The 25,796-nt window shown below is 61.6% G+C and carries 27 protein-coding genes; 20 read left to right on the forward strand and 7 right to left on the reverse strand.

Going from position 1 to position 25,796, the window contains the following annotated elements:
• The first annotated feature begins 25 nt into the window (after positions 1 to 25).
• The 8 genes from BPRO_RS14600 (at position 26) to BPRO_RS14635 (ending at position 6,292) form a co-directional block, all read left to right on the forward strand.
• Positions 26 to 655, forward strand: coding sequence for an NADPH-dependent F420 reductase (locus BPRO_RS14600; RefSeq protein ID WP_011483843.1), 630 nt, complete (start codon positions 26 to 28; stop codon positions 653 to 655).
• A gap of 284 nt (positions 656 to 939) precedes the next feature.
• Positions 940 to 1,947, forward strand: a complete 1,008-nt coding sequence (locus BPRO_RS14605; RefSeq protein WP_232291412.1) for an ABC transporter substrate-binding protein — start codon at positions 940 to 942, stop codon at positions 1,945 to 1,947.
• A gap of 14 nt (positions 1,948 to 1,961) precedes the next feature.
• Positions 1,962 to 2,549, forward strand: coding sequence for an SCO family protein (locus BPRO_RS14610; RefSeq protein WP_011483845.1), 588 nt, complete (start codon positions 1,962 to 1,964; stop codon positions 2,547 to 2,549).
• A 2-nt stretch (positions 2,550 to 2,551) separates the two neighbouring features.
• Positions 2,552 to 3,013, forward strand: coding sequence for a cupredoxin domain-containing protein (locus BPRO_RS14615; protein ID WP_011483846.1), 462 nt, complete (start codon positions 2,552 to 2,554; stop codon positions 3,011 to 3,013).
• 13 nt (positions 3,014 to 3,026) lie between these two features.
• The gene (locus tag BPRO_RS14620) at positions 3,027 to 3,785 is read left to right on the forward strand and encodes an ABC transporter permease (RefSeq protein ID WP_011483847.1); all 759 of its coding nucleotides are present in this window, start codon (positions 3,027 to 3,029) and stop codon (positions 3,783 to 3,785) included.
• The gene (locus BPRO_RS14625; protein ID WP_011483848.1) at positions 3,775 to 4,527 is read left to right on the forward strand and encodes an ABC transporter ATP-binding protein; all 753 of its coding nucleotides are present in this window, start codon (positions 3,775 to 3,777) and stop codon (positions 4,525 to 4,527) included. The genes BPRO_RS14620 and BPRO_RS14625 overlap by 11 nt, the downstream gene beginning before the upstream one ends.
• Positions 4,528 to 4,640: 113 nt before the next feature.
• Positions 4,641 to 5,591 carry a rhodanese-related sulfurtransferase gene (locus BPRO_RS14630; protein WP_011483849.1) on the forward strand — a complete coding sequence of 317 codons (951 nt, stop codon included), beginning with the start codon at positions 4,641 to 4,643 and terminating at the stop codon, positions 5,589 to 5,591.
• Between the two features lie 8 nt (positions 5,592 to 5,599).
• On the forward strand, positions 5,600 to 6,292 hold the full coding sequence (locus tag BPRO_RS14635) for a glutathione S-transferase (RefSeq protein ID WP_011483850.1): 693 nt from the start codon (positions 5,600 to 5,602) through the stop codon (positions 6,290 to 6,292).
• Positions 6,293 to 6,583: 291 nt separating this feature from the next.
• Here BPRO_RS14635 and sbcB read toward each other — a convergent pair whose 3' ends face one another.
• The 4 genes from sbcB to icd all read right to left on the reverse strand — a co-directional run bounded on the left by sbcB (position 6,584) and on the right by icd (position 12,365).
• The gene (gene sbcB / locus BPRO_RS14640; RefSeq protein WP_011483851.1) at positions 6,584 to 8,026 is read right to left on the reverse strand and encodes an exodeoxyribonuclease I; all 1,443 of its coding nucleotides are present in this window, start codon (positions 8,024 to 8,026) and stop codon (positions 6,584 to 6,586) included.
• Positions 8,027 to 8,175: 149 nt separating this feature from the next.
• Positions 8,176 to 10,512 carry an ATP-dependent Clp protease ATP-binding subunit ClpA gene (gene clpA, locus BPRO_RS14645; protein ID WP_011483852.1) on the reverse strand — a complete coding sequence of 779 codons (2,337 nt, stop codon included), beginning with the start codon at positions 10,510 to 10,512 and terminating at the stop codon, positions 8,176 to 8,178.
• 70 nt (positions 10,513 to 10,582) lie between these two features.
• The gene (gene clpS / locus BPRO_RS14650) at positions 10,583 to 10,951 is read right to left on the reverse strand and encodes an ATP-dependent Clp protease adapter ClpS (protein ID WP_041388842.1); all 369 of its coding nucleotides are present in this window, start codon (positions 10,949 to 10,951) and stop codon (positions 10,583 to 10,585) included.
• Positions 10,952 to 11,111: 160 nt separating this feature from the next.
• Positions 11,112 to 12,365 carry an NADP-dependent isocitrate dehydrogenase gene (gene icd, locus BPRO_RS14655; protein ID WP_011483854.1) on the reverse strand — a complete coding sequence of 418 codons (1,254 nt, stop codon included), beginning with the start codon at positions 12,363 to 12,365 and terminating at the stop codon, positions 11,112 to 11,114.
• A 212-nt stretch (positions 12,366 to 12,577) separates the two neighbouring features.
• Here icd and BPRO_RS14660 point away from each other — a divergent pair, with 212 nt between their 5' ends.
• Entirely contained in the window at positions 12,578 to 12,913 is a 336-nt protein-coding gene (locus BPRO_RS14660) for a hypothetical protein (RefSeq protein WP_011483855.1), read from the forward strand.
• 99 nt (positions 12,914 to 13,012) lie between these two features.
• Positions 13,013 to 13,498, forward strand: a complete 486-nt coding sequence (locus BPRO_RS14665; RefSeq protein WP_157045805.1) for a DUF192 domain-containing protein — start codon at positions 13,013 to 13,015, stop codon at positions 13,496 to 13,498.
• Between the two features lie 128 nt (positions 13,499 to 13,626).
• Here BPRO_RS14665 and BPRO_RS14670 read toward each other — a convergent pair whose 3' ends face one another.
• Positions 13,627 to 14,208 (reverse strand): superoxide dismutase, encoded by a 582-nt coding sequence (locus BPRO_RS14670; RefSeq protein ID WP_011483857.1) that lies wholly within the window; start codon positions 14,206 to 14,208, stop codon positions 13,627 to 13,629.
• 46 nt (positions 14,209 to 14,254) lie between these two features.
• Positions 14,255 to 15,565: an exodeoxyribonuclease VII large subunit gene (gene xseA, locus BPRO_RS14675; RefSeq protein ID WP_011483858.1), complete on the reverse strand. Its 1,311-nt coding sequence runs from the start codon at positions 15,563 to 15,565 to the stop codon at positions 14,255 to 14,257.
• 338 nt (positions 15,566 to 15,903) lie between these two features.
• Between xseA and BPRO_RS14680 the strand changes: the two genes are divergently transcribed.
• The 6 genes from BPRO_RS14680 (at position 15,904) to adk (ending at position 19,994) form a co-directional block, all read left to right on the forward strand.
• A complete protein-coding gene (locus BPRO_RS14680; protein ID WP_011483859.1) occupies positions 15,904 to 16,542 on the forward strand; it encodes a MotA/TolQ/ExbB proton channel family protein in 639 nt (212 codons plus the stop codon).
• Between the two features lie 127 nt (positions 16,543 to 16,669).
• Positions 16,670 to 17,098 carry an ExbD/TolR family protein gene (locus tag BPRO_RS14685; RefSeq protein ID WP_011483860.1) on the forward strand — a complete coding sequence of 143 codons (429 nt, stop codon included), beginning with the start codon at positions 16,670 to 16,672 and terminating at the stop codon, positions 17,096 to 17,098.
• 63 nt (positions 17,099 to 17,161) lie between these two features.
• Positions 17,162 to 18,193, forward strand: a complete 1,032-nt coding sequence (lpxK, locus tag BPRO_RS14690) for a tetraacyldisaccharide 4'-kinase (RefSeq protein ID WP_041388843.1) — start codon at positions 17,162 to 17,164, stop codon at positions 18,191 to 18,193.
• The gene (locus BPRO_RS14695; protein WP_011483862.1) at positions 18,174 to 18,356 is read left to right on the forward strand and encodes a Trm112 family protein; all 183 of its coding nucleotides are present in this window, start codon (positions 18,174 to 18,176) and stop codon (positions 18,354 to 18,356) included. Before lpxK ends, BPRO_RS14695 begins: the two co-directional genes overlap by 20 nt.
• Before the next feature lie 28 nt (positions 18,357 to 18,384).
• Positions 18,385 to 19,152 carry a 3-deoxy-manno-octulosonate cytidylyltransferase gene (gene kdsB, locus BPRO_RS14700; protein ID WP_041389857.1) on the forward strand — a complete coding sequence of 256 codons (768 nt, stop codon included), beginning with the start codon at positions 18,385 to 18,387 and terminating at the stop codon, positions 19,150 to 19,152.
• Between the two features lie 185 nt (positions 19,153 to 19,337).
• Complete coding sequence (gene adk / locus BPRO_RS14705) at positions 19,338 to 19,994, forward strand: adenylate kinase (RefSeq protein ID WP_011483864.1); 657 nt, start codon at positions 19,338 to 19,340, stop codon at positions 19,992 to 19,994.
• A 51-nt stretch (positions 19,995 to 20,045) separates the two neighbouring features.
• Here adk and BPRO_RS14710 read toward each other — a convergent pair whose 3' ends face one another.
• Positions 20,046 to 20,996 carry an asparaginase gene (locus BPRO_RS14710; RefSeq protein WP_011483865.1) on the reverse strand — a complete coding sequence of 317 codons (951 nt, stop codon included), beginning with the start codon at positions 20,994 to 20,996 and terminating at the stop codon, positions 20,046 to 20,048.
• Positions 20,997 to 21,136: 140 nt separating this feature from the next.
• Here BPRO_RS14710 and lexA point away from each other — a divergent pair, with 140 nt between their 5' ends.
• The 4 genes from lexA to BPRO_RS14730 all read left to right on the forward strand — a co-directional run bounded on the left by lexA (position 21,137) and on the right by BPRO_RS14730 (position 25,670).
• A complete protein-coding gene (gene lexA, locus BPRO_RS14715; protein WP_011483866.1) occupies positions 21,137 to 21,841 on the forward strand; it encodes a transcriptional repressor LexA in 705 nt (234 codons plus the stop codon).
• A gap of 149 nt (positions 21,842 to 21,990) precedes the next feature.
• The gene (locus BPRO_RS14720) at positions 21,991 to 22,359 is read left to right on the forward strand and encodes a hypothetical protein (protein WP_157045806.1); all 369 of its coding nucleotides are present in this window, start codon (positions 21,991 to 21,993) and stop codon (positions 22,357 to 22,359) included.
• A gap of 193 nt (positions 22,360 to 22,552) precedes the next feature.
• Complete coding sequence (locus tag BPRO_RS14725) at positions 22,553 to 23,560, forward strand: D-2-hydroxyacid dehydrogenase family protein (RefSeq protein ID WP_011483868.1); 1,008 nt, start codon at positions 22,553 to 22,555, stop codon at positions 23,558 to 23,560.
• A gap of 592 nt (positions 23,561 to 24,152) precedes the next feature.
• Complete coding sequence (locus tag BPRO_RS14730; RefSeq protein ID WP_011483869.1) at positions 24,153 to 25,670, forward strand: 3-hydroxyacyl-CoA dehydrogenase; 1,518 nt, start codon at positions 24,153 to 24,155, stop codon at positions 25,668 to 25,670.
• Positions 25,671 to 25,796: the final 126 nt, after the last annotated feature.

Genomic DNA, 25,796 nt, shown 5'->3' on the forward strand with positions numbered 1-25,796 from the left:
CCATCAACAACCAAGGAGTGAATTTATGTCTACCCCCTCAACCACAAGCAACACCCCCACCATCGGGATCATCGGCGCCGGAGCCATCGGCTCGGCATTTGCCAAAGCCCTGGCCCGCCAAGGCATCCATGCCACGCTGTCCAACAGCCGCGGCCCGGACTCGCTCAAGGACATCGTGCGCGAACTTGGCCCCACCATCCACGCCGGCACCGTCAAGGAGGCTGCCTCAAAAGACATCGTGCTGGTAGCCGTCAACTGGGGCCGCCTGCCTGCCGCGCTGGCCGGTTTGCCCAACTTTGGCGGCCGTGTCGTCATTGATGCCAACAACGCGGTCGAAATACCTTCGCTCACGCCCGTAGACCTGAACGGCCGCGTGTCCAGCGAAGTGTTTGCCGAGCTGGTGCCCGGCGCGCGCGTGGTGAAGGCCTTTAACCACCTTGTCGCGCAACTGCTGGCCACAGACCCCGCCGACCAGGGCGGCAAGCGCGTGCTGTTTTTCTCGGGGGACGATGTCAAGGCAAAGGCGACCGTGGCTGCACTGATCAGCCTGCTCGGATTCTCGGGAATCGACCTCGGCTCTTTGGCTGTGGGTGGACGCCTGGCGCAGTTTCCCGGCGGCCCGCTGCCAATTCTCAACCTTGTGCATTTCAGCTGAAGTCAATGCGCTGGCGCCCGGCACAAGATACACGGCCGGGTCCGCAGCTTCTTCTGCTCACAATCCCGGCCGGCCGGCGCCTGACTGGAGGCCGCGCCTCGTTTACCATGAAGAAATACTGAACAAACTTGCCAGGGGCTTGCTGTGGACCCCATCAAGGGCTGCCAACCTACAATGAATGAATGTGCGCATCGGCCACTGGCCTTCCATCCCTTGCGGACTGACCATTCAATGACAGCAAGGTACTGGCGATGAACCCAATCCATAAGGCAAGCCCACAGGGCATGCAACGCAGGCAAGTGCTGGCCGGGGCCATGGCGGCAGCGCTCCCCTGCCTGCCCGCCGTTTCCTCGGCTGCAGCAGCAAAGTCGATTCTGGTCGGCGGCCTGCCTGTTACCTGCAACCTCACCCTGCCCGTCGCCTGCGTGGCCAAGGCCGCCAGCAATGCCAAGGGCGGCGGCCCGGCGTTTGAGTTTGAATACAGCAAGTACAGCGGCTGGCCGGAGATCAAGGAGTCCCTGATGACGGGCCGCATCCAGGCGGCCTACATGCTGGCGCCGCTGGTGATGGACCTGACCGACAAGAAAATTCCCCTCAAGATCGTCTCGCTGGGGCACCGCTCGGGCGCGGTCATCATGGTGCGCACTGATTCCGCGCACAAGCGATTTACCGACCTGAAAGGCAAAAGAATCGCCATCCCGAGCCGCTTTGCTGTCGATTTTTTGTTCCTGCGCAAGATGCTGGCCAAAGAGGGCATGACGCCCAAGGACATCGAAATCATCGAGATGGCTCCGCCCGACATGCCTGCCGCCCTGTACGCCAAAGCGGTGGATGCCTATTGCACCGGCGAGCCCTTCGGGGCGGCGGCGCAGCGCGCGGGCTATGCCCGTCCGCTGTCCATGACACGCGACGAATGGCGCAACTACATCTGCTGCGTGCTCACGGTGCGCGAAGAACTGATCAAGGACAACCGCCCGCTGGTCCAGGAGCTGGTGAACTACGTGCAGGCGGCCGGCACCTGGCTTGACCTGGGGCCGGCCAGCCGCAACAAGGCCGTGGATATTGCTGCGGGCCGCAAATTTTTCAACCAGGACCCGAACATCATCCGCTTTGTCATGGAAAACCCGGCGGACCGGGTGACCTATGGCGACCTGCGCATGATCAAGGCGGAGTTTGACGATTTGATGAAGCTGTCGCTCGAAGCCGGCACCATCAAGCGCCCGGTCGCTTACGAATCCTATGTGGACGAGAGTTTTGTCAAAAACATCAAGCCCGTCACCATCACACTCTGACTTCAGGACACCCCTTGAATCGCGCACTACCCGTCTTTTTTTCGCTGCTTCTTTTCGCCGCCACAGCTGGCGCGGCTGCCAGTTCGGGCCTGAAGTCCGGCGTGTTCGAGCCGCCGCGCATGGCGCCGGACTTCAGCTTGCGCAGCACAGCCGGCACCGACCTGCAACTGAGCCGCTACCGCGGCAAGCTGGTCATTCTTGAATTCGGCTACACCTCCTGCCCCAACGTTTGCCCGGAGTCGCTGGCGATGCTGGCGCAGGCACGCCAGAAACTGGGCGCGCTTGCCAGTCAAGTGCAGGTGGTTTTCGTCACCGTCGATCCCGAACGGGACACGGCGGACCTCCTGCGCAAGTACCTGGCGGCTTTTGACTCCAGTTTTGTGGGCGTCACCGGCACGCCGGCCCAGATGGAGAAGGTGCGCCAGGACTACGGCATCACCGCCACAAAAGAAATGGTCGAGGGCAGCAAGACCAACTACGCGGTGCACCACTCGTCTTACCTCTATTTTGTGGACCGCCAGGGCAGCCTGCGCGGGCTGATGCCTTTCGGGCGCACTGCCGACGACATCGTGCATGACGCCAGAATTTTGCTCAAGAAATAAGCGTGCCAAGACAGGTGAAGTCCCTGCGCCGCGTCTGGCCCCTGCTGCTGTTGATGCTTGCCGCCTGCACGCTGGGCGCATTCGGATGGGCCGCGCTCGCCCCCGTCTCCGCCGTGTCCAGGGACGAATTGTTCGAAATCCCCAAGGGCACCTGGGCGCGCCGGATGGCCGGCGACAAGCTCGAGATTCTTCCTTCCGAAGCCCGCCTCACGCTGGGCCTGAACGACGTGCTGCTCTTGAAAAACCTGGACGATGTACCGCAGGTATTCGGGCCGGTGCTGATCATGCCCGGCCAGAGTTTCCGCCTGCCGTTTGAGGTGGCGTCAGACTATCAGTTTGCCTGCACCGCGCATACCAGCGGGCAGATGAGCGTGGTGGTTGTTCCCAAGCCGGAAACCGCCTGGGAGCGGCTGCAGTGGCGTGCGGCTACAGCGTATGCGGCGCTAAGAAACCAATTGTTGTAAGCGAAGGGATTTGGTGGAAAAACTAAAAAACATCCTCGCGCCGCTGGCCGTGCTGGTGGCGTTGATCGCCTGCTGGTGGGTGATCGTGCTGCAGACCGAGAGCGTGATTTTCCCCACGCCGCTGCAGGTGGTGACCGGCACCATGGAGCTGGTCGCAGACGGCACGCTGTGGGAGCATATAGGCGCGTCGCTGTTTCGGGTGGGCACCGGCTTTTTGAGCGCCACCCTGGTCGCCTTGCCCATGGGGCTGTGGATGGGCCGTGTGGAGGGCGCCTACCGCACGCTCAACCCGATCTTCCAGATCCTGCGGCCCATATCACCCATCGCCTGGATTCCGCTGGCCATCCTGTGGTTTGGCGTGGGTAATGTCTCGCCGATTTTCCTGATTTTTATCGCGTCGGTCTTCCCGATGATTGTGCAAACCGCTGCCGGCGTGCACACCATCGAAAGGCGCTATCTGCGGGCGGCCGACAATTTTGGCGTGTCGCGTTACACCCTGTTCCGCCAGGTCATCATTCCCGCCGTGCTGCCCGAAATCATCGTTGGCATGCGCATTGGCCTGGGCGTGGCGTGGCTGGTCGTGGTGGCGGCAGAAATGATCGCCCTGCGCTCCGGCCTGGGCTACCTCATCATGGACTCACGCAACGCGGGCAACCGCTACGACCTGGTGATCGCCAGCATGGTCATCATTGGCGTCATCGGACTTTTGCTGGACGGCACGATGCGCCGCCTGGAAGGCCTCAAATCGATCAGGTGGCGCTATGGACGTTAAAGACGCCAAGATTTCAGTCAAGGACATTCGCAAGAGCTTTGCCCCGGGCAAGGCGTCGCTGCCGGTCGTCGATGGCGTCAGCCTGTCGGTTGCCGACGGTGAGTTTGTGGCCATCGTCGGGCCGTCGGGCTGCGGCAAATCAACCCTGATAAAAATCATCGCGGGCTTTGAGCGCGCGGATTCGGGCAGCATCAGCATCGACGGTGCGCAGCGCAACGGGCCCAGCCCCAAGGGCATTGTGATCTCGCAGCACGGCTCGGTGTTTCCGTGGCTGACGGTGCAGCAAAACCTGATGTTCGGGCTCAACGGCAACGGCCATGGCGACAAGGCCGCGCTGGCCGACCACTACACCGACATGGTGGGTCTCAAGGGCTTTGAAAAGAGCTACCCGCACGAACTCTCGGGCGGCATGCTCAAGCGGGTGGAGCTGGCGCGTGCGCTGGTGGTCAAGCCCGAGATTTTGTACATGGACGAGCCCTTCTCCGCGCTGGATGCGCTGATGAACCTGCGCATGCGCACCGAGCTGATGCGAATCCTGTCGGAAGAGCGCCATACCGTGCTGCTCATCACGCACGACGTGGAAGAGGCCTTGTTCATGGCCGACCGCATTCTGGTGCTGTCGCCGCGCCCGGCGACCATCCAGGCGACTTTCGAGGTGCCGTTTGCGCATCCGCGCAAACTGTCCAGTCCGGCAATGCAGCAGATGAAAGAGCAGATTTTGGGTGAACTTGGGGTGAGCTGACCGGTCAAACCCTCGCAGTCACTTCGCCAACAACACCACCGCCCCAATGGAGGGCACGAACCCGTTACGATTGAAGCTGCAGCGCTGTGAGGCGCAGCTTTATTTCACCTCCCATGCCTGAATTCCTGACTGCCGCCCTCTACAAATTCGTCGAGCTCCCCGACTTTGCCGAGCTCCAGGCGCCCCTGCTCGCCTGCTGCGAGTCCCATGGTGTCAAAGGCACCCTGCTGCTGGCCGCAGAAGGCATCAATGGCACGATTGCCGGCCCGGCCAAGGGGGTACATGCCGTGCTGGCTTTTTTGCGGCAGGATGCGCGCCTGACCACGCTGGAGCACAAGGAAGCCTGGGCAGCCCACATGCCGTTTTACCGGATGAAGGTGCGGCTCAAGCGGGAGATCGTCACACTGGGCGTGCCGGAGGTGCACCCCGCCCTGATGGCCGGCCAGTATGTCAAGCCCGAGGACTGGAACCACCTGCTCGACGACCCCGAGGTGGTGCTGGTTGACACGCGCAACGACTATGAAGTGTCCATTGGCACCTTCCAGGGCGCCATCAACCCGGCCACCCGCAGCTTTTCGGAACTGCCGGGCTGGGTGGAGCGCGAGATGGCCGAAGGCGGCCGCCTGGCCCCGGTGGAAGGCAAAAAGCCCAAGGTGGCCATGTTCTGCACCGGCGGCATCCGTTGCGAGAAATCCACGGCCTTCCTGCGCTCCAAGGGATTTGACGAGGTTTACCACCTGGAAGGCGGCATCCTCAAATACTTGGAAACCGTGCCTGAAGCCCAAAGCTACTGGCAGGGCGAGTGCTTTGTGTTCGATGAACGCGTCTCGGTAGGCCACGGCCTGCACGCGGGCCACTACACGCTGTGCCGCTCCTGCCGCGATCCGCTGAGCGAGGAAGACCGGGCCTCCCCGCTGTTCGAGTTGGGGGTGAGCTGCGCGCGCTGCCATGCGACAACGACCGAGCAACAAAAGCAGGGCTACCGCGAGCGCCAGCGCCAGGTCGAGCTGGCCCAGGCGCGCCAGCAGCCGCATATTGGCGTGCGGCAGCAGGACAAGTCCTGAACCTCACCGTGACGCCTGCCTCAACCGCCCCGGCAGACCGTCCCCTGCCGGTGTTGTACTCCTTTCGCCGCTGCCCCTACGCCATGCGCGCGCGACTGGCGCTCGTCGTGAGCGGCCAGCGCTGCGAGCTGCGCGAGGTGGTGCTGCGCAGCAAGCCACCCGAGATGCTGGCCGCATCGTCCAAGGGCACGGTGCCGGTACTTGTTTTGCCGGGTGGCGAGGTGATCGATGAGAGCCTGGACATCATGCTGTGGGCTTTGCGGCGCCATGACCCGCAGCATTGGCTCACACCCGAACGCGGCACGCTGCAAGACATGCAGGTGCTGATCGACGGCAACGACGGCGCGTTCAAGCGCAACCTGGATCGCTACAAATACCCCAACCGCTATCTCGAGGAAGCAGCCGAAGAGACCGCCGGTGATGAAGCCGTTTTCGCCGAGGCGCATCGCACGGCAGGCGCCGCCTGGCTGGGCCGGCTTGAGTTGATGCTGGAGCAGCATGGCTGCTTGTTCGGCGCGCAAGCCAGCCTGGCCGACATGGCGCTGCTACCTTTCGTGCGGCAGTTTGCGCACACCGATGCTGCGTGGTTTACGGCCCAGCCCTGGCCGCGGTTGCAGGCCTGGCTGGCGGGGTTTGAGGCGAGTGCGCTTTATCAAAGCGTTATGGAGAAGCATGCGCCTTGGCGGGCTGCGAGCGAGTGATGCTATTAATTTAATAGCCTCATTCCCTGGTATTCATTGAGCTATATGTCTATTTGACTCCAGAGAAACAAGGCACCTGGGGGGAAGACAAATACCGAAGCGGGAACGGCCCTCATCCCAGCCTTCTCCCAGAGGGAGAAGGAGCAAGAAGGGGCACTCTTGCAACAAGGCGCGTTGTGCGGTTTGTGCGGTTTGTGCGGTTTGTGCGAATTACACCCTCTCCCCCTGGGAGAGGGCTGGGGTGAGGGCTGAACCCGAGTCCGGCCATCAATTGCGACAAACGAAGCTGAGCTACAGCTCTGGCGCAATCGCCTCCGCGTAGTCATACAGCGCACCCAAAATCGCCTGGCCGCGCTCGTCGGTCGTTTCTGAAAGCGTGTCGATCTCTGCAAACAGCGCATCGACGTTGCGGGCGCCGCCCTCGCCTTCCAGCAGGCGCGCGGCCCGGTGCGCTTCCCAGCGCTCGGCCTCTTCCGGCGTCAGGGTTTCGGCAAAGTTGCGGGCACGGTAGCGGAACAGCAGCTCTTGCAGGCGGTCATCGTCAAAGCCGGTGCGACTGTGGGCCAGCTCCGCGGGAGACAGCGCGCGCAGCTGGTTCAGCCGCCGGCGGTCGGCATTGCCGACAAAACCGCCATACAGGTCTTCATCCACATCGGGCGCGGCTTCTTTCGGGCGTTGAAACACCTCGGGCCAGATGGCGCTCATGTCGGGCAGGCCGGCAGCTTTTTCGGCATTGCGCAGTGCCGCGTCCATGTCCACACCCCACTTCACCGCCATCTCGGGGGTCAAGGTCTGCAGCTTGCGCACCACCATGGGTGACTTGTTGAGGTGCACCGACTTTAGCGGCAGGCGCAACACGCCTTCGGGCAGATCAGCCGACCTGGTGAACAGGCGCTGGCGCAGCGTGGCCACATCCAGCAGCGGCAACTCGCTCGGGTCATGCGCGAGGTCCCAGGCGAGCAACTCGTTTTTATTGGTGGGGTGCGTCGCCAGCGGCCACATCACGGCCAGACAGCCGCGCTCCGGCGGGAACATGCCTGATACATGCAAAAACGGGGTGGCGCTTTGCCGGCTGGCGGGCAGGCCGAGTTCGGCGGCCACCCGGTCCTTTTTGTGCAGGCCCAGGCAAAAATCGAACAGCTTGGGCTGGGCTTTGCGAATCAGCCGGGCCAGGGCAATGGTGGCGCGCACGTCCGACAGGGCGTCGTGCGCCGCTTCGTGCAGCAGGCCGTTGGCGCGCGCCAGGTCTTCCAGCTTGAAGCTGGGTTTGCCGTCTTCCTTGGTGGGCCAGACAATGCCCTCGGGGCGAAGTGCATAGGCCATGCGCACCACGTCCAGCAGATCCCAGCGGCCGCAGTCGTTTTGCCACTCGCGCGCGTAGGGATCAATCAGGTTGCGCCAGAACAGGTAGCGTGTCACCTCGTCGTCAAAGCGGATGGTGTTGTAACCGACGCCGATGGTGCCGGGCTCGGCCAGCAGCTGCTCGATCTTGGCGGCGAACGCGTGCTCGGGGATCCCGCGCTCCAGGCACAGCTGAGGCGTGATCCCGGTGATCAGGCAGGAGGCCGGGTCGGGCAGGTAGTCGTTGGCAGGCTGGCAGTAGAGCATCAGCGGCTCACCCACCTCGTTCAGTTCGGCGTCCGTCCGGATGCCGGCAAATTGCGAAGGCCGGTCGCGCCGGGTATTGAGGCCAAAGGTTTCGTAGTCGTGCCAGAGGAAGGTGTGCGGCGCCATGGAATGATTATTGGAATATTTATAGGGAGAAATTGAGCCCTGCCCCCGGTAGTCCGGTCGCAGGCAGCTATTACTTTGATAGCTGCATGAAAAAGGCCGATAGCATGATGCTACCGGCCTTTTGGGGATACGCTGAAAAATCCGCGTGGTCAGTTGGTCTCTGCGGCCTCCGCCTCGGGCCTGGCTTTGCCCTCTTTCTTCGGCAGCGGCTGGATGTCGAGCTGGACCTCGCCGGTCTCGACGCCCTTCTCGTCCGTCGTGACCTTCATGTCGACCGTGAGGCGGCCGCCATCGATCAGGCGCCCAAACAGCAGCTCGTCAGCCAGCGCGCGACGAATCGTGTCCTGGATCAGGCGCTGCATCGGGCGAGCGCCCATGAGCGGATCGAAGCCCTTCTTGGCCAGGTACTTGCGCAGCCCGTCGGTGAAGGTGACTTCGACTTTCTTCTCGGCCAGCTGCGTCTCCAGCTGCAGCAGGAACTTGTCGACCACGCGCAGGATGACGACTTCGTCCAGCGCCTTGAAGCTCACCACCGCATCGAGGCGGTTGCGGAACTCTGGCGTGAACAGGCGTTTGATGTCCGCCATCTCGTCGCCCGCCTCACGCGGGTTGGTAAAGCCGATGGTCGCCTTGTTCATGGTCTCGGCACCGGCATTGGTGGTCATGACAATGATCACGTTACGGAAATCGGCCTTGCGCCCGTTGTTGTCCGTGAGCGTGCCATGGTCCATCACCTGCAGCAGCACGTTGAAGATGTCGGGGTGCGCCTTCTCGATCTCGTCGAGCAGCAGCACCGCGTGCGGCTTCTTGGTGATCGCCTCGGTCAGCAAACCGCCCTGGTCAAAACCGACGTAGCCCGGAGGCGCGCCGATCAGGCGGCTCACGGCATGGCGCTCCATGTACTCCGACATGTCGAAGCGGATCAGCTCGATGCCCATGATGTAGGCCAGCTGCTTGGCGGCCTCGGTCTTGCCGACACCCGTGGGGCCGGAGAACAGGAAGCAGCCAATCGGCTTGTCGTCCTTGCCCAGGCCGGAACGCGCCATCTTGACAGACGACGCAAGCACGTCCAGCGCCTTGTCCTGGCCGAACACCACGCTTTTGAGGTCGCGTTCCAGGGTCTTGAGCTTGCCGCGGTCATCATTGGAGACGTTGGCGGGCGGAATGCGGGCAATCTTCGCCACGATTTCCTCGACCTCGGTCTTGGTGATGGTTTTCTTGCGCTTGTTGGCGGGCAGGATGCGCTGGGCGGCGCCCGCCTCATCAATGACGTCGATCGCCTTGTCGGGCAGATGGCGGTCATTGATGTACTTGGCGCTCAGCTCGGCCGCGGCCTGCAGGGCCGCCACGGCGTACTTGACGCTGTGGTGCTCTTCAAAGCGCGACTTGAGACCCTTCAGAATCTCGACTGTTTCCTGCACCGTCGGCTCGACCACATCGACCTTCTGGAAGCGCCGCGACAGGGCCGCATCCTTCTCGAAAATACCGCGGTATTCCGTGAAGGTGGTCGCGCCAATGCACTTGAGCTGGCCGGAACTCAGCGCAGGCTTGAGCAGGTTGGACGCGTCCAGCGTACCGCCCGAGGCCGCACCGGCACCGATCAGGGTGTGGATTTCGTCAATGAACAGGATGCCGTTGGGCTTGTCTTTCAGCGCCTTCAGCACGCCCTTGAGGCGCTGCTCAAAGTCGCCGCGGTATTTGGTACCGGCCAGCAAGGCACCCATGTCGAGCGAATACACGTTCGCCTCGGCCAGGATTTCCGGCACATCTTTTTGCGTGATGCGCCAGGCCAGGCCCTCGGCAATGGCGGTTTTACCCACGCCAGCCTCACCCACCAGCAGCGGGTTGTTCTTGCGGCGACGGCAGAGAATCTGGATCACCCGCTCGACTTCGTACTGGCGGCCGATCAGGGGATCGATCTTGCCATCCTTGGCGAGCTGGTTGAGGTTCTGCGTGAACTGCTCCAGCGGAGAAGCCTTTTCGTTCTTTTCGCTGCCTTCCTCGTTCTCGGCGGCGCTTTCGCCGCTCTTGGCGGGCTCGGGCGGATCGCTTTTCTTGATGCCATGGGCGATGAAATTCACCACGTCCAGGCGCGTCACGCCCTGCTGGTGCAGGTAATACACCGCGTGGGAATCCTTCTCGCCAAAAATGGCGACCAGCACATTGGCACCGGTGACTTCTTTTTTACCGTTGCCGGTGGACTGCACATGCATGATGGCGCGCTGGATCACACGCTGGAAACCCAGCGTGGGTTGCGTGTCGACGTCGTCGGTGCCTGCCACCTGCGGCGTGTTGTCCTTGATGAAATTGGCAAGCGACTTGCGCAGATCATCCACATTGGCTGAACAGGCGCGCAGCACTTCAGCCGCACTGGGGTTGTCCAGCAAGGCGAGCAGCAGGTGTTCCACCGTGATGAACTCGTGACGTTGCTGCCGCGCTTCGACAAAGGCCATGTGCAAGCTGACTTCTAGTTCCTGGGCAATCATTGATTTTCCTTTCGGCTTGCTGACGTTTTACTTCACTGACTTCTGAATGGAATATTGGCCGGATTTGTCATTATTCAATGGGCTCACTGACACATTGCAGCGGGTGCCCGTTTTTTCGGGCTGCTTCTGTCACTTGGTCGACTTTGGTGGCCGCCACGTCTTTGGAGAACACACCGCAAACGCCTTTGCCGTCCAGGTGGATCTTCAACATGATCTGCGTGGCGGTTTCATGGTCTTTGTTGAAAAACTCCTGGAGGATGACCACGACGAACTCCATCGGGGTGTAATCGTCATTGAGAAGAACCACCTGGTACATCTGGGGCGGTTTGGTCTTTTGGGGGCGACGCTCCAGAACGACCGAATCCCCGCCATTGACCTCGTCAGGCCTGACGACAGGCGTCGGCGGCAACGCCGGGGATTTGGGAGATTTGCTGGCCATGGAATTCATTCTAGCGACCGATATAGCCCAGTGCGCCTAATAGGGAAATTGGTGGCGGGAACGCGACATTCAATCGTGACTCATTCGGCTATTCTGCGCCCATAAAAAAAACCGCCTCGGAATCGCTCCCGGGCGGTTGGTAGGGGCAAGCCTGGCTGGCTTACATGTGATCGATCATCACCTGGCCGAAACCGGAGCAGCTGACCTGGGTCGCGCCCTCCATCAGGCGGGCAAAGTCGTAGGTGACTTTCTTGGATTCAATCGACTTTTCCATCGAGCTGATGATCAGGTCGGCCGCCTCGGTCCAGCCCATGTGGCGCAGCATCATTTCTGCGGACAGGATCTCGGAGCCGGGGTTCACATAGTCCTTGCCAGCATATTTCGGAGCGGTACCGTGGGTGGCCTCGAACATGGCCACGGTGTCGCTCAGGTTGGCGCCGGGGGCAATGCCGATACCGCCGACCTGTGCAGCCAGGGCGTCGGACACATAGTCGCCGTTCAGGTTCAGCGTCGCAATCACGCTGTACTCGGCCGGGCGCAGCAGGATTTGCTGCAGGAAGGCGTCGGCAATGCTGTCCTTGACGATGACGTCCTTGCCGGTCTTCGGGTTCTTGAACTTGCACCATGGGCCGCCGTCGATCAGTTCGGCACCGAATTCCTTTTGCGCCAGGGCGTAGGCCCAGTCACGGAAACCGCCTTCGGTGAATTTCATGATGTTGCCCTTGTGAACGATGGTCACGCTGGGCTTGTCATTGTCAATCGCGTACTGGATGGCCTTGCGCACCAGGCGCTCGGTACCTTCGCTGGAGACCGGCTTGATGCCGATGCCGGAGGTGTTGGGGAAGCGGATCTTCTTGACGCCCAGTTCATCCTGCAGGAACTTGATGAGTTTCTTGGCCTTGTCGCTGCCCGATTCGAACTCGATACCGGCGTAGATGTCTTCCGAGTTTTCACGGAAGATGACCATGTTGGTCTTTTGCGGCTCTTTCACGGGGGAAGGCACGCCGGCAAAGTACTGGATGGGGCGCAGGCAGACGTACAGGTCCAGCTCCTGGCGCAATGCCACGTTCAGGCTGCGGATACCGCCGCCCACGGGGGTCGTCAGCGGGCCCTTGATGGACACCACGTAGTCGCGCACGGCGTGCAGCGTTTCTTCCGGCAGCCAGACGTCCGGGCCGTACACCTTGGTGGACTTCTCACCTGCAAACACTTCCATCCAGTGGATCTTCTTCTTGCCGCCGTAGGCTTTGGCCACGGCTGCATCCACCACTTTCAGCATGACCGGCGTAATGTCTGCGCCGGTACCGTCGCCCTCAATGAACGGAATGACCGGCTCGTCAGGCACATTCAGTGAATTGTCGGCATTGACGGTGATTTTCTGGCCTTGGGCGGGCACCTTGATGTGCTGGTACATGTTTAAGAAGTCTCCGGTGAGCGCTGATGGCGTCAACAAAAAACGCCGCTTTCAGCAGTTAGGTAAAAACCCCTAAATTCTAGCCGCAAATCAATATTGCGAAATTTATCCAGGCTGCGTGTCAACCGGGGAGAAAGCGTTTTCGTTACGGTACAGTCCACGAGTTTTTTCGGGGGCATTTTTTCCAATAACGTTATTTCAGGAAACTCCAAATGAACAAAATCCTCGCTGTACTGATTTCCGCCCTGTTCGCCACCGGCGCTTTTGCCGCCAGCCACGCTGGCGCGCCTATGGGTGCTGCTTCCAAGCCAGCCGCTACTGCAACCCCAGCTACGCCTGCAACCCCAGCCACCGCAGCAACCCCAGCTGCCAAGGAAGACAAAGCCGCTGCCGCTAAAGCTGCCAAAGCTGAAAAAGCTGCTGCCGCCAAGAAAGCCAAGGAAGAAAAAGCTGCTGCTGCCAAGAAAGCCAAAGAAGAAAAAGCTGCCGCCGCTGCCGCCAAGAAAGCAGAAATGCCTGCTGCCAAAGCTTCTGAAGCCAAGAAGTAATTCCGCGTTACTTCGGTCAAAATGCCCGCCCTGTGCGGGCATTTTTCATGGGCGTCGTTTATGCTGCCAGTCAACTCCACTTCTTCATGTCATGAATCCATGTTCATAAAACTTGCTGCGCACCGAATCGTCCGAAGCGTGACCCTGGCACTGACAAGCTGCGCCCTGGTGACGTCAGGCCTAGTGTTCGCCCAGGACGCCCCCCAAATCGACCTCCCCCGGATAACGCTGGGCGCCGGCATGCACAAGATAGACGCCCAGGTCGCTTCGACACCCCAGCAAAGACAGATCGGACTGATGTACCGCACAACGATGCCACAGCACGAAGGCATGATCTTCATCTTTGAACAGCCCTCGCAACAGTGCTTCTGGATGAAGAACACACTGCTGCCGCTGACCGCTGCGTTTGTCGCTGACGATGGCACCATCGTGAATCTTGCAGACATGAAGCCCCAGACCACTGAGTCGCATTGCTCGGCTCAACCGGTGCGCTACGTGCTGGAGATGAACAAGGGATGGTTTGCAAAAAAAGGCATCAAGGCGGGCACGCGCCTGAATGGCGCACTTTTTGAGGCCAGGCGCTGAACAGCGGCTGACAGCGTCCACCTGACCCGTCCTGCCATAGGTCAACCCCATGAAAAAAGCCGACGCGAAGTCGGCTTTTTCATGCAAGGCGCAAATGCCTGCAGGGGTCACCTGTCAGGCGTCAGGCGTCAGGCGAAGTTGGCTTCGGCAAAGCCCCAGTTCACCATGTTGGACAGGAAGGTTTCAACAAACTTGGGACGCAGGTTGCGGTAGTCGATGTAGTAGGCGTGCTCCCACACGTCCACCGTCAGCAATGCCTTGTCGGCGGTGGTCAGCGGCGTGCCTGCAGGGCCGGTATTGACGATATCCACAGAGCCATCGGCCTTCCTGACCAGCCAGGTCCAGCCGGAACCGAAATTGCCGACGGCCGATTTGACAAAGGCTTCCTTGAACGCCGCGTAAGAACCGAATTTGGCGTTGATGGCCGCTGCCAGTGCGCCGCTGGGCTCGCCGCCGCCCGCAGGCTTCATGCAATTCCAGAAAAAGGTGTGGTTCCAGATTTGAGCGGCGTTGTTGTAGATGCCACCGCTGGATTTTTTGATGATCTCTTCCAGCGTCATGGCTTCAAACTCGGTACCTTTTTGCAGGTTGTTGAGGTTCACGACATAAGCGTTGTGGTGCTTGCCGTGGTGGTACTCGAAGGCTTCCTGGCTGTAATGCGGCGCAAGAGCGTCGATCGCGTAGGGGAGTGGGGGGAGCTTGTGTTCCATGATTTTCCTCGTGGTGGTTAAAAACTTGTCCGGGCCATTGTAAAAACTAAATGAGGCGGGGTGCAGAGACGGTCAAATCGACCTCCCCGTCCGCGAGGGTAGCGCGAACAGCCTGCCCTGGATGCGTTGCCCTTGCTCGGGTGATGGGGTGGCCCTGCATGTCCGCCAGCCAGGCGTAGCCGCGCTGCAGGACCAGCTTGGGGTCCAGCAGTTCGAGACGCAACTGCGCACGCTCAACCCGCTGCCGGCTGTGCTGCAGGCTTCCCGCAACCTCCCGGGGCAGTTCCGCGCCCAGTGCCTGCACCCGGAGCGTTTCGTGCGTCAGGGCGGACCGCATGGCGTGCCGCAGGTTTTGCGCAAGCCCGGCCAGCCGCGCCTGCTGGCGGGTCACCAGATGCGATGGCCGGCTGACCCGGTCCGCGGCCCAGTCCAGCCGCTGGGCGTGCGACTGCAGTTGCCGGTCCACCGCGCGTTGCATACGCTGCAGTACAAGGCCCAGGGTATCCAGCCAAACAGTTTGCGGCTGCGCGCACAGCTCCGCGGCAGCAGTCGGGGTAGGCGCCCTCACATCCGCACAGAAATCGGCAATGGTGAAGTCCGTCTCGTGTCCCACACCGCTGATCACCGGCACCGGCGAGCTCACGATCGTGCGTGCGAGTTGCTCGTCGTTAAAGGCCCACAAATCCTCCATGGCCCCGCCTCCGCGAACCAGCAGCAGGACATCCACCTCATCACGCCGGTAGGCCTTGAGCAGCGCTTCGCGCAATTCCCCGGCGGCCTGCCCGCCCTGCACGCTGGCCGGATAGATCACCACCGGTATGTGCGGCACGCGGCGCTGCAGGGCGCTCACCACATCATGCAGGGCCGCAGCGCCCAGCGAGGTGACGACCCCAATGGCGCGCGGCAGCATCGGCAACGCCCGCTTGCGGCCCGCGTCAAAAAGGCCCTCGGCTTCGAGTTTTGCCTTGAGCACCAGGAACTGCTCAAACAGGTTGCCCTGCCCTGCCTGCCGCATGGATTCGACGACCAGCTGCAGCTCGCCGCGCGGCTCATAAACACCCAGCCGGCCCCGCAACTCGACCAGTTGCCCGTCACGCGGCGCAAAGTCGAGCAGGCTGGCCGCGCGGCGAAACATGGCGCACCGAACCTGCCCCTGCTCATCTTTCAGCGAAAAATAGCAGTGCCCACTCGCCGCGCGCGAAAACCCAGTAATTTCCCCCTGCACGGCAACCGGGTTGAAGCGGGCCTCCAGGCTGTCTGCAATGGCCCGCAGCAAGGAGCCCACCGGCCAGACCCGAACGCCGGGTTCGCGTGCCGGGACCGGCGGTTTTTCGGGACGGGACGACGCGTCAAACAAGGCCAAACCCCTTGAAAACCAAGGGGCAATACTCCACAGCGCATGGCCTGGCGTGGAAGAAGGCCGCAATTGCACTCGGACATCGCGATGAATTCGTGTAACTCATTGATTTTGAATAACTTAATTCTGCTCAAATTTTCATCGTTTTGTCACAAGCCCGATCTGGCGCGGCTCGCGAACCCCATGGCGCCTACTTGCTCACAAAGTTATCCACATGTTCTGTGAGTTAAGTCTTACAGGAACGCCATTTTTGAAACAGGTTTGCGGGCCACACATAAAACAGCGGCCCGGATTTGGTGGGCCATAATCCAGACAAATTATTTGCCTGGAGATGTGCATTGTTTTCGATCATACAAGCCGCAGGCTGGCCGATATGGCCTTTGCTTGCCTGCTCCGTCTTGGCGCTTGCGCTGGTCATTGAGCGTTTTACCAGCCTGAAAACCCCCAAGGTCGCGCCGCCAAGACTGCTTGACGAAGCCATCACGGTCTCCCGTTCCGCCGTACCGGCGCCAGAGGTGGTGTCGCAACTGGAACAAAACTCGGTTCTTGGCGAGGTGCTGGCCAGCGGGTTTCGTGCCCTGAACGCCAACCCGCGGATCAGCGAGGACGATTTGCGCTCCATCCTGGAGGGAGCCGGTCGCCAGGCAGCCCACAAGCTGGAGCGTTACCTGGCCGCCCTGGCCACCATTGCCTCTGCTGCGCCCTTGCTGGGACTGCTGGGCACCGTCATCGGCATGATCGAGATTTTCGGCGCCCAAGCTGGTGCCGGCGGCGTCAGCAGTTCCGGCGGCGGTAACCCGGTGCAGATGGCGCAGGGTATCTCGATCGCCCTGTACAACACCGCATTCGGGCTGATGGTGGCCATACCATCCCTGATTTTCTGGCGCTATTTCCGGGCCCAGGTTGACGGTTACCTGCTCACGATGGAGCTGGCTGCGGAGCGCTTCGTGCGCCACCTCAATACGCTGCGGAAATGAATATGGCCCCCACGCTTGCCACTGCGTGTGCTGCGCTGCCCCCCGAGGGGGCTGAACTTGCTCGGGGCGGCCCTTCGCTGCGTTCAATGGCCCCCACGCTTGCCACTGCGTTTAAAGGGAGCCCCTTATGAACTTTCGCCCTCACCCGCATGATGAACCGGAGATCAACCTGATCCCCTTTATCGACGTGTTGCTTGTTGTGCTCATCTTCCTGATGCTGTCGACAACCTACAGCAAGTTCACCGAACTGCAGGTAAAACTACCGGTAGCCGACGCTGAACAGCAGCGCGACTACCCCAAAGAGGTGATCGTCGCAGTCAGCAGCGATGGCCGCTACATGGTCAACAAGACCCTGGTGGAAGGCCGCGGGATCGGGGTGCTCGGTGCGGCACTGGTCGAAGCGGCCAAAGCCGGCAAGGACAGCATCATCATCATCAGCGCCGATGCCAGCGCCACGCACCAGGCGGTCATCACCGTCATGGAAGCGGCCCGCCGCCAGGGGCTGACGCAGATCACCTTTGCCACCCAAAGCAGCGCCATGGCCGGCGCGAAATAGATTTCCGGGCTCTTGCCGGCTCTTCCTTAACCGGCTCTTCCTTAACAACATGGCGAGAAACGCGTGAAAAACCTCCTGTTGAGGACCTGGCTCACACGGGGTTGGCTGGCTCGTCTGCTGTGGCCGCTGGCGCAACTCCACGGCCAGGCCGTACGCCTGCGCCGCGCCTTGTACCGCAGCGGCATTCTCGAATCCTGTCGTTTTGGGGTTCCCGTGATCGTGGCCGGCAATGTCGTGGCCGGTGGTGCAGGCAAGACGCCACTGGTGATGGCGCTGGTCCGGCATTTGCAGGCACAAGGCCTGCAAGTCGGCGTGGTGTCGCGCGGCTACGGACGGTCCAGCCATGAAAGTCTTGAGGTGAGCATCGGAACACCAGTGGCCCAGTCGGGTGATGAACCGGCCCTTATAAAGCGCGCAACCAATGCGCCTGTTTTTGTCGCCAAAAAAAGAGCGGATGCCGTGCGCCGGCTGCTGGCGACATACCCCTCCACGGCCGTCGTGGTGTGCGACGACGGCTTGCAGCACTACGCCCTTCAGCGAGATATTGAAATTGCCGTGTTTGACGACCGGGGCGTGGGCAACGGCTGGTTGCTGCCGGCTGGCCCACTGCGCGAACCGTGGCCAGGGCGCAGGCAGCAAGGCCTTGACCTGGTGCTGCACACCGGCCTGAAGCCGGCTTTTGAAGGCTTCACCTCCGGCCGGCAACTCGCCGACCATGCCATCGCTGCCGATGGCAGCCAGATCGCGTTAACCGCGCTGCGGGGCCGCACCTTGGTGGCACTGGCCGGCATTGCCAATCCCGAAGCCTTCTTTGCCATGCTCAGGGCACGCGGCCTGGTGCTGGAGCAGACCTTGTCCTTGCCGGATCACCACGATTTTGGCGCCGGCGATCTCGCGGCCTGCGCAGGCAAGACCGTGCTGTGCACCGAAAAAGATGCCGTCAAGCTGTTTGGCAAGCCGGGCCTCGCCTCCTTGCAGCTTCTGGCCGTTCCCCTGGTGTTTTCGCCCGAACCGGCTTTTTTTGCGGCGCTTGATGCACTCCTGGCGCCTCTGCTTTCTCAATTACCATCAGGCCATGGATACCAAACTGCTTGAATTGCTGGTCTGCCCCGTGACGAAGGGCCCGCTGGTCTACGACCGTGAAAAACAGGAACTCATCTCCCGCAGCGCACGGCTGGCCTACCCGGTACGCGACGGGCTGCCGGTGCTGCTGGAAAGCGAAGCCCGAACCCTGACCGATGAGGAACTGGGTCTGTGATGTTTGCCAATTTCCTGCCCGCATGAGCATGCGCTTCACTGTCCTCATCCCGGCCCGCCTGGCTTCCACGCGCCTGCCCAACAAACCGCTGGCCGACATGGGCGGCGCACCCATGGTCGTGCGGGTGGCGCAGCGTGCCATGCAAAGCACAGCTGCCCGCACGGTGGTCGCGACCGACAGCACCGACATCATCGACAAATGCGCGGCGTTTGGCGTTGCAGCGGTACTGACCCGTGCCGACCATCCCAGCGGCAGCGACCGGCTGGCTGAAGCCTGCACCGCACTCGGCCTGGCTGACGATGACATCGTTGTGAATGTGCAGGGTGACGAGCCCCTGATCGACCCGGCCCTGATCGACGCGGTGGCGCGCCTGCTCAATGAACGCCCTGACTGTGCGATGAGCACGGCGGCGCATTCGATTGACCAGATGGCTGACCTGCTCAATCCCAATGTGGTCAAGGTGGTGCTGGATGCGCGCCAGACCGCGTTGTACTTCAGCCGTTCGCCCATCCCCGCGGCACGGGACTTTGCCGGCAAACCCTGGTGGGAAGATGGCGAAAAGGGCTGCAAGCTGCCCAAACCGCTGCGCCACGTCGGCATCTATGGCTATCGCGTCGGCTTCCTGCGGCAGTTTCCCACCCTGCCCCAGGCCCCGCTGGAGCAACTGGAGTCGCTGGAACAGCTGCGCGCGCTCTGGCATGGCCACCGGATTGCCGTGCACATTACCGATGAAGCGCCCGGCCCCGGTGTGGATACGCCGGAAGACCTGGCCAGGGCACGCCAGTTCTTTCCATAGCAGCCCGATCAGCCTGCACCGGCTGTGTAAGCTGCCGTCAGGGGCGTGCATGCTATCCTTGCACAAGAAACAGGCGTGAGGTTTGCGTGACGTGCCCCTCAACACCTGACAAGCAGCCCATGGAGATACCGGCGCGCCGGACTCCCGGGTTGCCTTCCTGAATTCATAAAAATCCGAGGACATCCATGAGACTGATTTTGTTGGGCGCGCCTGGCGCAGGAAAAGGGACGCAAGCGACCTTCATCTGCCAAAAATACGGCATTCCCCAGATTTCCACCGGCGATATGCTTCGTGCAGCCGTCAAGGCAGGAACCCCGTTGGGCGTTGAAGCCAAAAAAATCATGGATGCTGGCGCGCTTGTCAGTGATGACCTGATCATCAACCTGGTAAAGGAACGTATCGCCCAGCCCGACTGTGCAAAGGGTTTCTTGTTTGACGGTTTTCCCCGCACCATTCCCCAGGCCGACGCCATGAAAGCTGCCGGCGTGAAGATCGACTACGTGCTTGAAATCGATGTGCCTTTTGAAGCCATCATCGAGCGCATGAGCGGGCGCCGCTCACACACGGCATCGGGCCGCACCTACCACGTGAAATACAACCCGCCCAAGGTCGAAGGCAAGGACGACGTCACCGGTGAGCCGCTGATCCAGCGCGAAGACGACAAGGAAGAGACCGTGCGCAAGCGGCTGGAGGTGTACAGCGCGCAAACCCGCCCCTTGGTGGAGTACTACTCAAGCTGGGCAAAAACTTCGCCCCAGGCAGCCCCCAAATACCGCGCCATCAGCGGCATGGGCGGTGTGGATGAGATCACCGAAAGAGCCTTCCAGGCCCTGTCAAGCTGAGGCGACCCGAAAGGCCTTCGGGCCATCCTGAAGACGGCATGGCGCCGGGCCTCAGCCCAGCAAACGAAGCATCAGGTCTATCCGCGCCTTCACCGGACTCAACCCCTGCGAATCGGGAATGAGATCACCCGGTTTGGGCAACACCCGGCCATTGGGGCAGCGCGTTGCGCGAACCACGCTGACGCCGGCGGCCTGCGCCTTGAGCAAAGCAGCTTCCAGTGCCTGATGTACGGTGCCGTTGCCCGTAGTGGCGACAACCAGGCCCCGGACGCCTTGCTGCATAAGGGCTTGCACCACGGCGCCACGGGCACCGGCGTGACTCATGACGATTTCAACATGCGGCCAGTCCGTGGCGTCGTCGAGGGCTGCCATTATTTTCGTGGCGTCCGGCGCCCGGCTTGCGTCAGCTTCAGGCCAATTCCTCAATAACCTCAGGCTACCCTCCTCGACATAGCCCAGCGGGCCCGCGTCGCCCGAACTGAACGCGTCCACCTGGTAGGGATGCACCTTCTGCACGTCCCGCGCAGTGTGGACGGAGCCAGCGCAGACGGCCACCACCCCTTTCGCCCCGGAGTGCCGGGCCACGGCCACGGCATCGAGCACGTTCTGCGGGCCGTCCGGTACCAGGGCCGTTGCCGGGCGCATGGCACAGGTCAGCACCACCGGCTTGGCGGGACCGCAGACTGCCTGTAAAAAATACGCGGTCTCTTCGAGCGTGTCGGTGCCGTGGACAACAACGATCCCTGCGACATCAGGCTGCGCCAGAAAATGGTTGACGCGTCCGGCCAGTTTCGCCCACACGGCAAAGCTCATGTCCTTGCTGTCAAGCTGCGCAACCTGCTCGGCGATCAATGGGCCGGCATCGGCCAGCCCGGGAATCGCCGCCACCAGCTGCTCAATACCGACTTCCGCCGCGGTGTAACCGATATTGTCCGAGGCCGAGGCTGCGCGACCGGCAATCGTGCCGCCGGTACCCAAAATCACAATGGTTTGACGATTCATATGGAGGGACTTGCGTTCTTTTAAAAACTGGATGAAAATACAGTTACTGGATATTAAAACAGGTCACTACAACAGATGACGCACGCGACAACCCCGGGTTGCCCGGCGCACTCAACCTGAGAAACCAAGGAGTCCTGGTCATGAGCATATTGAACGATTTTTCGCACTTATCCTCCGAAGGTCCCAAGCTCACGGCACGGCAGCAGCAAATCCTGGAATTGATCCAGAGCGCCATCACCCGCACCGGCGCGCCGCCAACCCGCGCCGAAATCGCCAACGAATTGGGCTTCAAGTCTGCCAACGCCGCTGAAGAGCACCTGCAAGCCCTGGCCCGCAAAGGCGTGATTGAACTGGTCAGCGGCACCTCGCGCGGCATACGCCTGCGCAGCGATACCTTGCGCTCCATCCACGAATCCAGAGTCAAACAGTTTTCCCTGCCGTTGCAAAGCCTGGCCCAACTCGCCCTGCCTCTGGTGGGGCGGGTTGCTGCTGGCAGCCCGATTCTCGCGCAGGAACACATCGAGCAGACCTATTATTTTGAAAGCAGCCTGTTCCAGCGACAGCCCGATTACCTGCTCAAGGTGCGTGGCATGAGCATGCGGGACGCCGGCATCATCGACGGCGATCTGCTGGCCGTCAAGCAGGCCAAGGAAGCCAGGAACGGCCAAATTGTCGTGGCCCGTATCGGCGACGAAGTGACGGTCAAGCGTTTTAGGCGCACCAAGCATCTGATTGAATTGTTGCCTGAGAACCCGGACTTCAAAACCATTGTGGTCGAGCCCGGCGAGCCCTTCGAGCTCGAGGGCCTGGCCGTCGGTTTGATCCGCAACACCATGCTCATCTAGTCAACCCCTTTCCGGCCGCGCGACAGGTGGCGGGCGTTTGGTCATTGATTGACCAACACCCTGGCGTTGCGGCCCCACTGGCGATTAGCCAGTCCGAAATCCTGCCTGTAAACATTGGGGTGCAAGCCCCTCTAATTCAGGAGTTCATCATGGGAATCGTCAGTTTTTCAAATTCACCCGTGCTCTCGGTTTTACTCGCCCCCATGCAAGCCTTGGCGGCGTGGTTTGTGACTGCGCAGTCCGCTTCAGACCCGTTTGCCACCCCAGCTCGCGCCCGGCGCGCACCTCACCAGCTGGCCGTACCCTTCAAGCCCGGCAGCATTCCCTCCCGGCGGCGCGCGGCCGCTGCACATGCCGCGGCAGCAAAAACCTCCGGCTCCAGCCGCTTGAAGGTGGTGCGCGAGTTTGACGCTGCCGTCGGCCCTGCTTGCGCTGGCCGCATGGTCATATCGGGTCGCATGTCTGATGTCTGTGCAGAACTCGAGCGCATGGCTCAGCGCGAGACCGCAGTCCAGTAAAGCGTGCTTACCTTCGAGCCGGCCCAATCCGCTGGCCATGGTGGTGCCGTGGCGCCGTGGTGCAGCGGCGCAATGCACCCACTGACCCCTTGAATAGCCCGGGCAGGGGGACAGGTTGCCTTCCGATACAAGTTGACGGCTTTCGGGCGCCCCTGTCCGAAGGGAAGAAAAATCTTGCAGGCACAATATCGGCATGAATATTGTGATCCTCGATGACTACCAGGATGCAGTGCGAAAACTGAACTGCGCCGCGAAACTGGACGCCTACCCTGCCAAGGTCTACACCAACACGGTCAAAGGCATAGGCCAGCTGTCCGTCCGGCTCAAGGATGCCGACGTAATCGTGCTGATTCGCGAACGAACCCAGCTAAACAGGCAGGTGATTGAAAAACTCCCCAAACTCAAGCTGATTGCCCAAACCGGCCGCGTCGGTAGCCATATCGATGTTGCGGCCTGCACCGAGCGCGGCGTTGCGGTGGCGGAAGGCGTGGGGTCACCAACCGCACCTGCCGAGCTGACCTGGGCGTTGGTGATGGCCGCGATGCGACGCATTCCCCACTATGTATCGCACTTGAAGCACGGCGCCTGGCAGCAAGCTGGCCTCAAGGCCGCATCCATGCCCCCCAATTTTGGTATTGGCTCAGTCCTCAAGGGCAAGACATTGGGCGTCTGGAGCTACGGCAAGATCGGACAAATCATTGCAGGCTATGGCCGGGCGTTTGGCATGCGCGTGATCGTCTGGGGCCGGGAAGCATCGCTGGAGCGGGCGCAGGCTGACGGTTTTGAAATTGCCGACAGCAAAGCCGAATTTTTCGAACAAAGTGACGTGCTCAGTTTGCACCTGCGGCTGCATGATGAAACACGCGGCATCGTGACCCTCGAAGATCTGTCGCGTATGAAACCAACGGCCTTGTTGGTCAATACCTCACGGGCCGAGCTGATCGAGCCCGAGGCCCTGATTGCCGCGCTGAACCGCGGACGCCCGGGACTGGCGGCTGTTGATGTCTTTGAGTCCGAACCCATTTTGCAAGGCCACGCACTGCTGCGGCTGGAAAACTGCATCTGCACGCCGCACATAGGCTATGTGGAGCAGGACAGTTATGAAATGTATTTCGGGGCGGCCTTTGACAATGTCGTGAACTTCATCAAGGGAACCCCGACGAACATCGTCAACCCCGGTGCGCTGCAGGTACGCCGCTGATTTTCCCTGATGCCGGGCACCACCGGCTACGGTAAAGCTCAGCAAGGCTGCACCCACACAGGCGATCCGCAGTCGGATGCAGCTACGCGGCTCGGGCTGCCGGCCAATTCTGCGGGAAGTTCCCAGGGTCGATGCCTAACCGTTCGGTTCCACGCCGGGCGTGGATTTTCAGCGCACTGTCGGGCCGGCTGGGCCGGCTGAAATGCCGCGAAGGTCCAACGATCCTAGAAACAGCAGTTGACCGCTCGCAAACTTTAGGAAAGCCGCATGCCCACTGACTTTCCCCTCTTCGATGGCGTTTACCTTCTGGGTGACAGCGCTATGCGCCCGGTGGCACCATGCCGGGCGCGCCATGCTGCGTTGTCACGCCTTGCCTGGCACGCCGATCACGGCGCACTCGGACGCGTCCGACTGCCGTTTCCAGGATGATCAAACCCGACCAGGCGGCCCGAATCCGATGCACGGCTCGACGGTGCGTCAGCAGAATTTCGTCGCTATCTTCATCGCGCCAGCCAGCCCGGCCAGATTGATATCAGCCGCTGCGGCGTCTGATACGGTCGCAATGCCGGGCCCTGCGTAATAATCCATTTCCATGAAACCAATTTACAAAACCGTTGGCATCGTTGGCACGGGTGCCATGGGCCGTGGCATTGCCCAGATTGCGGCGCAAGCCGGGAGTGTCGTCAAGTTGATGGACAACCAGGCGGGCGCGGCGGAAAAGGCGCGGGAGGCCATCTGCGCGCAGTGGGACAAGCTGGTGGAAAAAGGCCGGATGGAAACCACCGCTGCGACCAGCCACAAGGCCAGCCTTCTGACGGCCGGCACGCTGGCCGATCTGGCGGACTGCGATCTGATTGTTGAAGCCATTGTGGAGCGGCTGGACGTCAAGAAAGCCCTGTTCGCCGAACTCGAGACCATCGTGTCGGCGCAAACCGTGCTTGCCACCAACACCTCGTCGCTGTCCGTGACCGCCATTGCGGCCGCGCTCAAACACCCGGAACGCTTTGCCGGCTACCACTTTTTTAATCCCGTTCCGCTGATGAAGGTGGTGGAGGTCATCGCCGGCCTGAAAACTGATGCGGCGGTGTGCAGCGCACTGGCCGACTACGCCCGCCAGATGGGGCACACGCCGGTGCAGGCCCAGGACACTCCCGGCTTCATCGTCAACCATGCGGGGCGGGGCTATGGCACCGAAGCGCTGCGCATCGTCAGCGAAGGCGTGGCTGATTTCGCCACCATAGACCGCATCCTGCGGGACCAGGCCGGCTTCAAGCTGGGCCCCTTCGAGTTGATGGACCTGACCGCGCTGGACGTATCGCATCCCGTGATGGAGTCCATTTACCACCAGTACTACGAGGAAGCGCGCTACCGCCCCAGCGTGATCACGGCGCAGCGGCTGGCAGGCGGCATGCTCGGCCGCAAGACCGGCGAAGGCTTTTACCGCTATGCCGACGGTGTGATGCAGCTTCCGGCCGAAGCACCCGTACCCCGGGTCGCCGAGATGCCGCCGGTCTGGGTGTCACCCAGAGCGTCCCGGCGCTCGGAGTTGCTGCAATTGCTGAAAAATCTCGGCGCCAAGATCGAAACCGGCCAGTCCGCATCGCCCCAGGCCCTGATGGTGGTGGCGCCCCTGGGATTTGACATCACCACGGTGGCCGTGGTGGAGCGGCTGGACCCGGCGCGTACCGTGGGTATAGACATGCTGATTGATGACGCGGCGACCCGGCGGCGGGTCCTGGCCACCAACCCGGCCACCCGCACCGACATGCGCGACGCCGCCCATGCCCTGTTCGCCCGGGACGGCAAGGCGGTGAGCGTGATACGGGACAGCGGCGGATTTGTCACGCAGCGCGTCGTGGCCACCATCGTCAACATTGCCAGTGATATCTGCCAGCAAGGCATCTGCAGCCCGAAAGATCTTGAAACCGCCGTGACGCTGGGGCTGGGCTACCCGCTCGGGCCGCTCGCCATGGGCGACCGCTACGGGCCCACCAACGTGCTGGAGGTGCTGTTCAACATGCAAACCGTCTATGGCGACCAGCGCTACCGCCCTTCCCCGTGGCTGCGCCGCCGCGGCGCCATTGGCCTGAGCCTGATGCATGAAGAGTGAGACACCCCCTTCGGATGCTCACTTCGTGTAGCACCTTCCCCCCTCCAGGGGGCGGCGCCTGCGGCCTGGCGAAGCCAGTTCCGCGGCCCCCATTGGTAAGTGGACTTGTACGGGGACTCGGTCCCT

Origin of the sequence: Polaromonas sp. JS666 (genome assembly GCF_000013865.1) — a bacterium.
Classification (GTDB): domain Bacteria; phylum Pseudomonadota; class Gammaproteobacteria; order Burkholderiales; family Burkholderiaceae_C; genus Polaromonas.

Coding starts and splice junctions, on each gene's coding strand:
- BPRO_RS14600 (WP_011483843.1), top strand. CDS start 26: ATGTCTACCCCCTCAACCACAAGCAACACCCCCACCATCGGGATCATC.
- BPRO_RS14605 (WP_232291412.1), top strand. CDS start 940: ATGCAACGCAGGCAAGTGCTGGCCGGGGCCATGGCGGCAGCGCTCCCC.
- BPRO_RS14625 (WP_011483848.1), top strand. CDS start 3,775: ATGGACGTTAAAGACGCCAAGATTTCAGTCAAGGACATTCGCAAGAGC.
- BPRO_RS14630 (WP_011483849.1), top strand. CDS start 4,641: ATGCCTGAATTCCTGACTGCCGCCCTCTACAAATTCGTCGAGCTCCCC.
- sbcB (WP_011483851.1), bottom strand. CDS start 8,026: ATGGCGCCGCACACCTTCCTCTGGCACGACTACGAAACCTTTGGCCTC.
- clpA (WP_011483852.1), bottom strand. CDS start 10,512: ATGATTGCCCAGGAACTAGAAGTCAGCTTGCACATGGCCTTTGTCGAA.
- clpS (WP_041388842.1), bottom strand. CDS start 10,951: ATGGCCAGCAAATCTCCCAAATCCCCGGCGTTGCCGCCGACGCCTGTC.
- icd (WP_011483854.1), bottom strand. CDS start 12,365: ATGTACCAGCACATCAAGGTGCCCGCCCAAGGCCAGAAAATCACCGTC.
- BPRO_RS14660 (WP_011483855.1), top strand. CDS start 12,578: ATGAACAAAATCCTCGCTGTACTGATTTCCGCCCTGTTCGCCACCGGC.
- BPRO_RS14665 (WP_157045805.1), top strand. CDS start 13,013: ATGTTCATAAAACTTGCTGCGCACCGAATCGTCCGAAGCGTGACCCTG.
- BPRO_RS14670 (WP_011483857.1), bottom strand. CDS start 14,208: ATGGAACACAAGCTCCCCCCACTCCCCTACGCGATCGACGCTCTTGCG.
- BPRO_RS14685 (WP_011483860.1), top strand. CDS start 16,670: ATGAACTTTCGCCCTCACCCGCATGATGAACCGGAGATCAACCTGATC.
- BPRO_RS14695 (WP_011483862.1), top strand. CDS start 18,174: ATGGATACCAAACTGCTTGAATTGCTGGTCTGCCCCGTGACGAAGGGC.
- kdsB (WP_041389857.1), top strand. CDS start 18,385: ATGCGCTTCACTGTCCTCATCCCGGCCCGCCTGGCTTCCACGCGCCTG.
- adk (WP_011483864.1), top strand. CDS start 19,338: ATGAGACTGATTTTGTTGGGCGCGCCTGGCGCAGGAAAAGGGACGCAA.
- BPRO_RS14710 (WP_011483865.1), bottom strand. CDS start 20,996: ATGAATCGTCAAACCATTGTGATTTTGGGTACCGGCGGCACGATTGCC.
- lexA (WP_011483866.1), top strand. CDS start 21,137: ATGAGCATATTGAACGATTTTTCGCACTTATCCTCCGAAGGTCCCAAG.
- BPRO_RS14720 (WP_157045806.1), top strand. CDS start 21,991: ATGGGAATCGTCAGTTTTTCAAATTCACCCGTGCTCTCGGTTTTACTC.
- BPRO_RS14725 (WP_011483868.1), top strand. CDS start 22,553: ATGAATATTGTGATCCTCGATGACTACCAGGATGCAGTGCGAAAACTG.
- BPRO_RS14730 (WP_011483869.1), top strand. CDS start 24,153: ATGAAACCAATTTACAAAACCGTTGGCATCGTTGGCACGGGTGCCATG.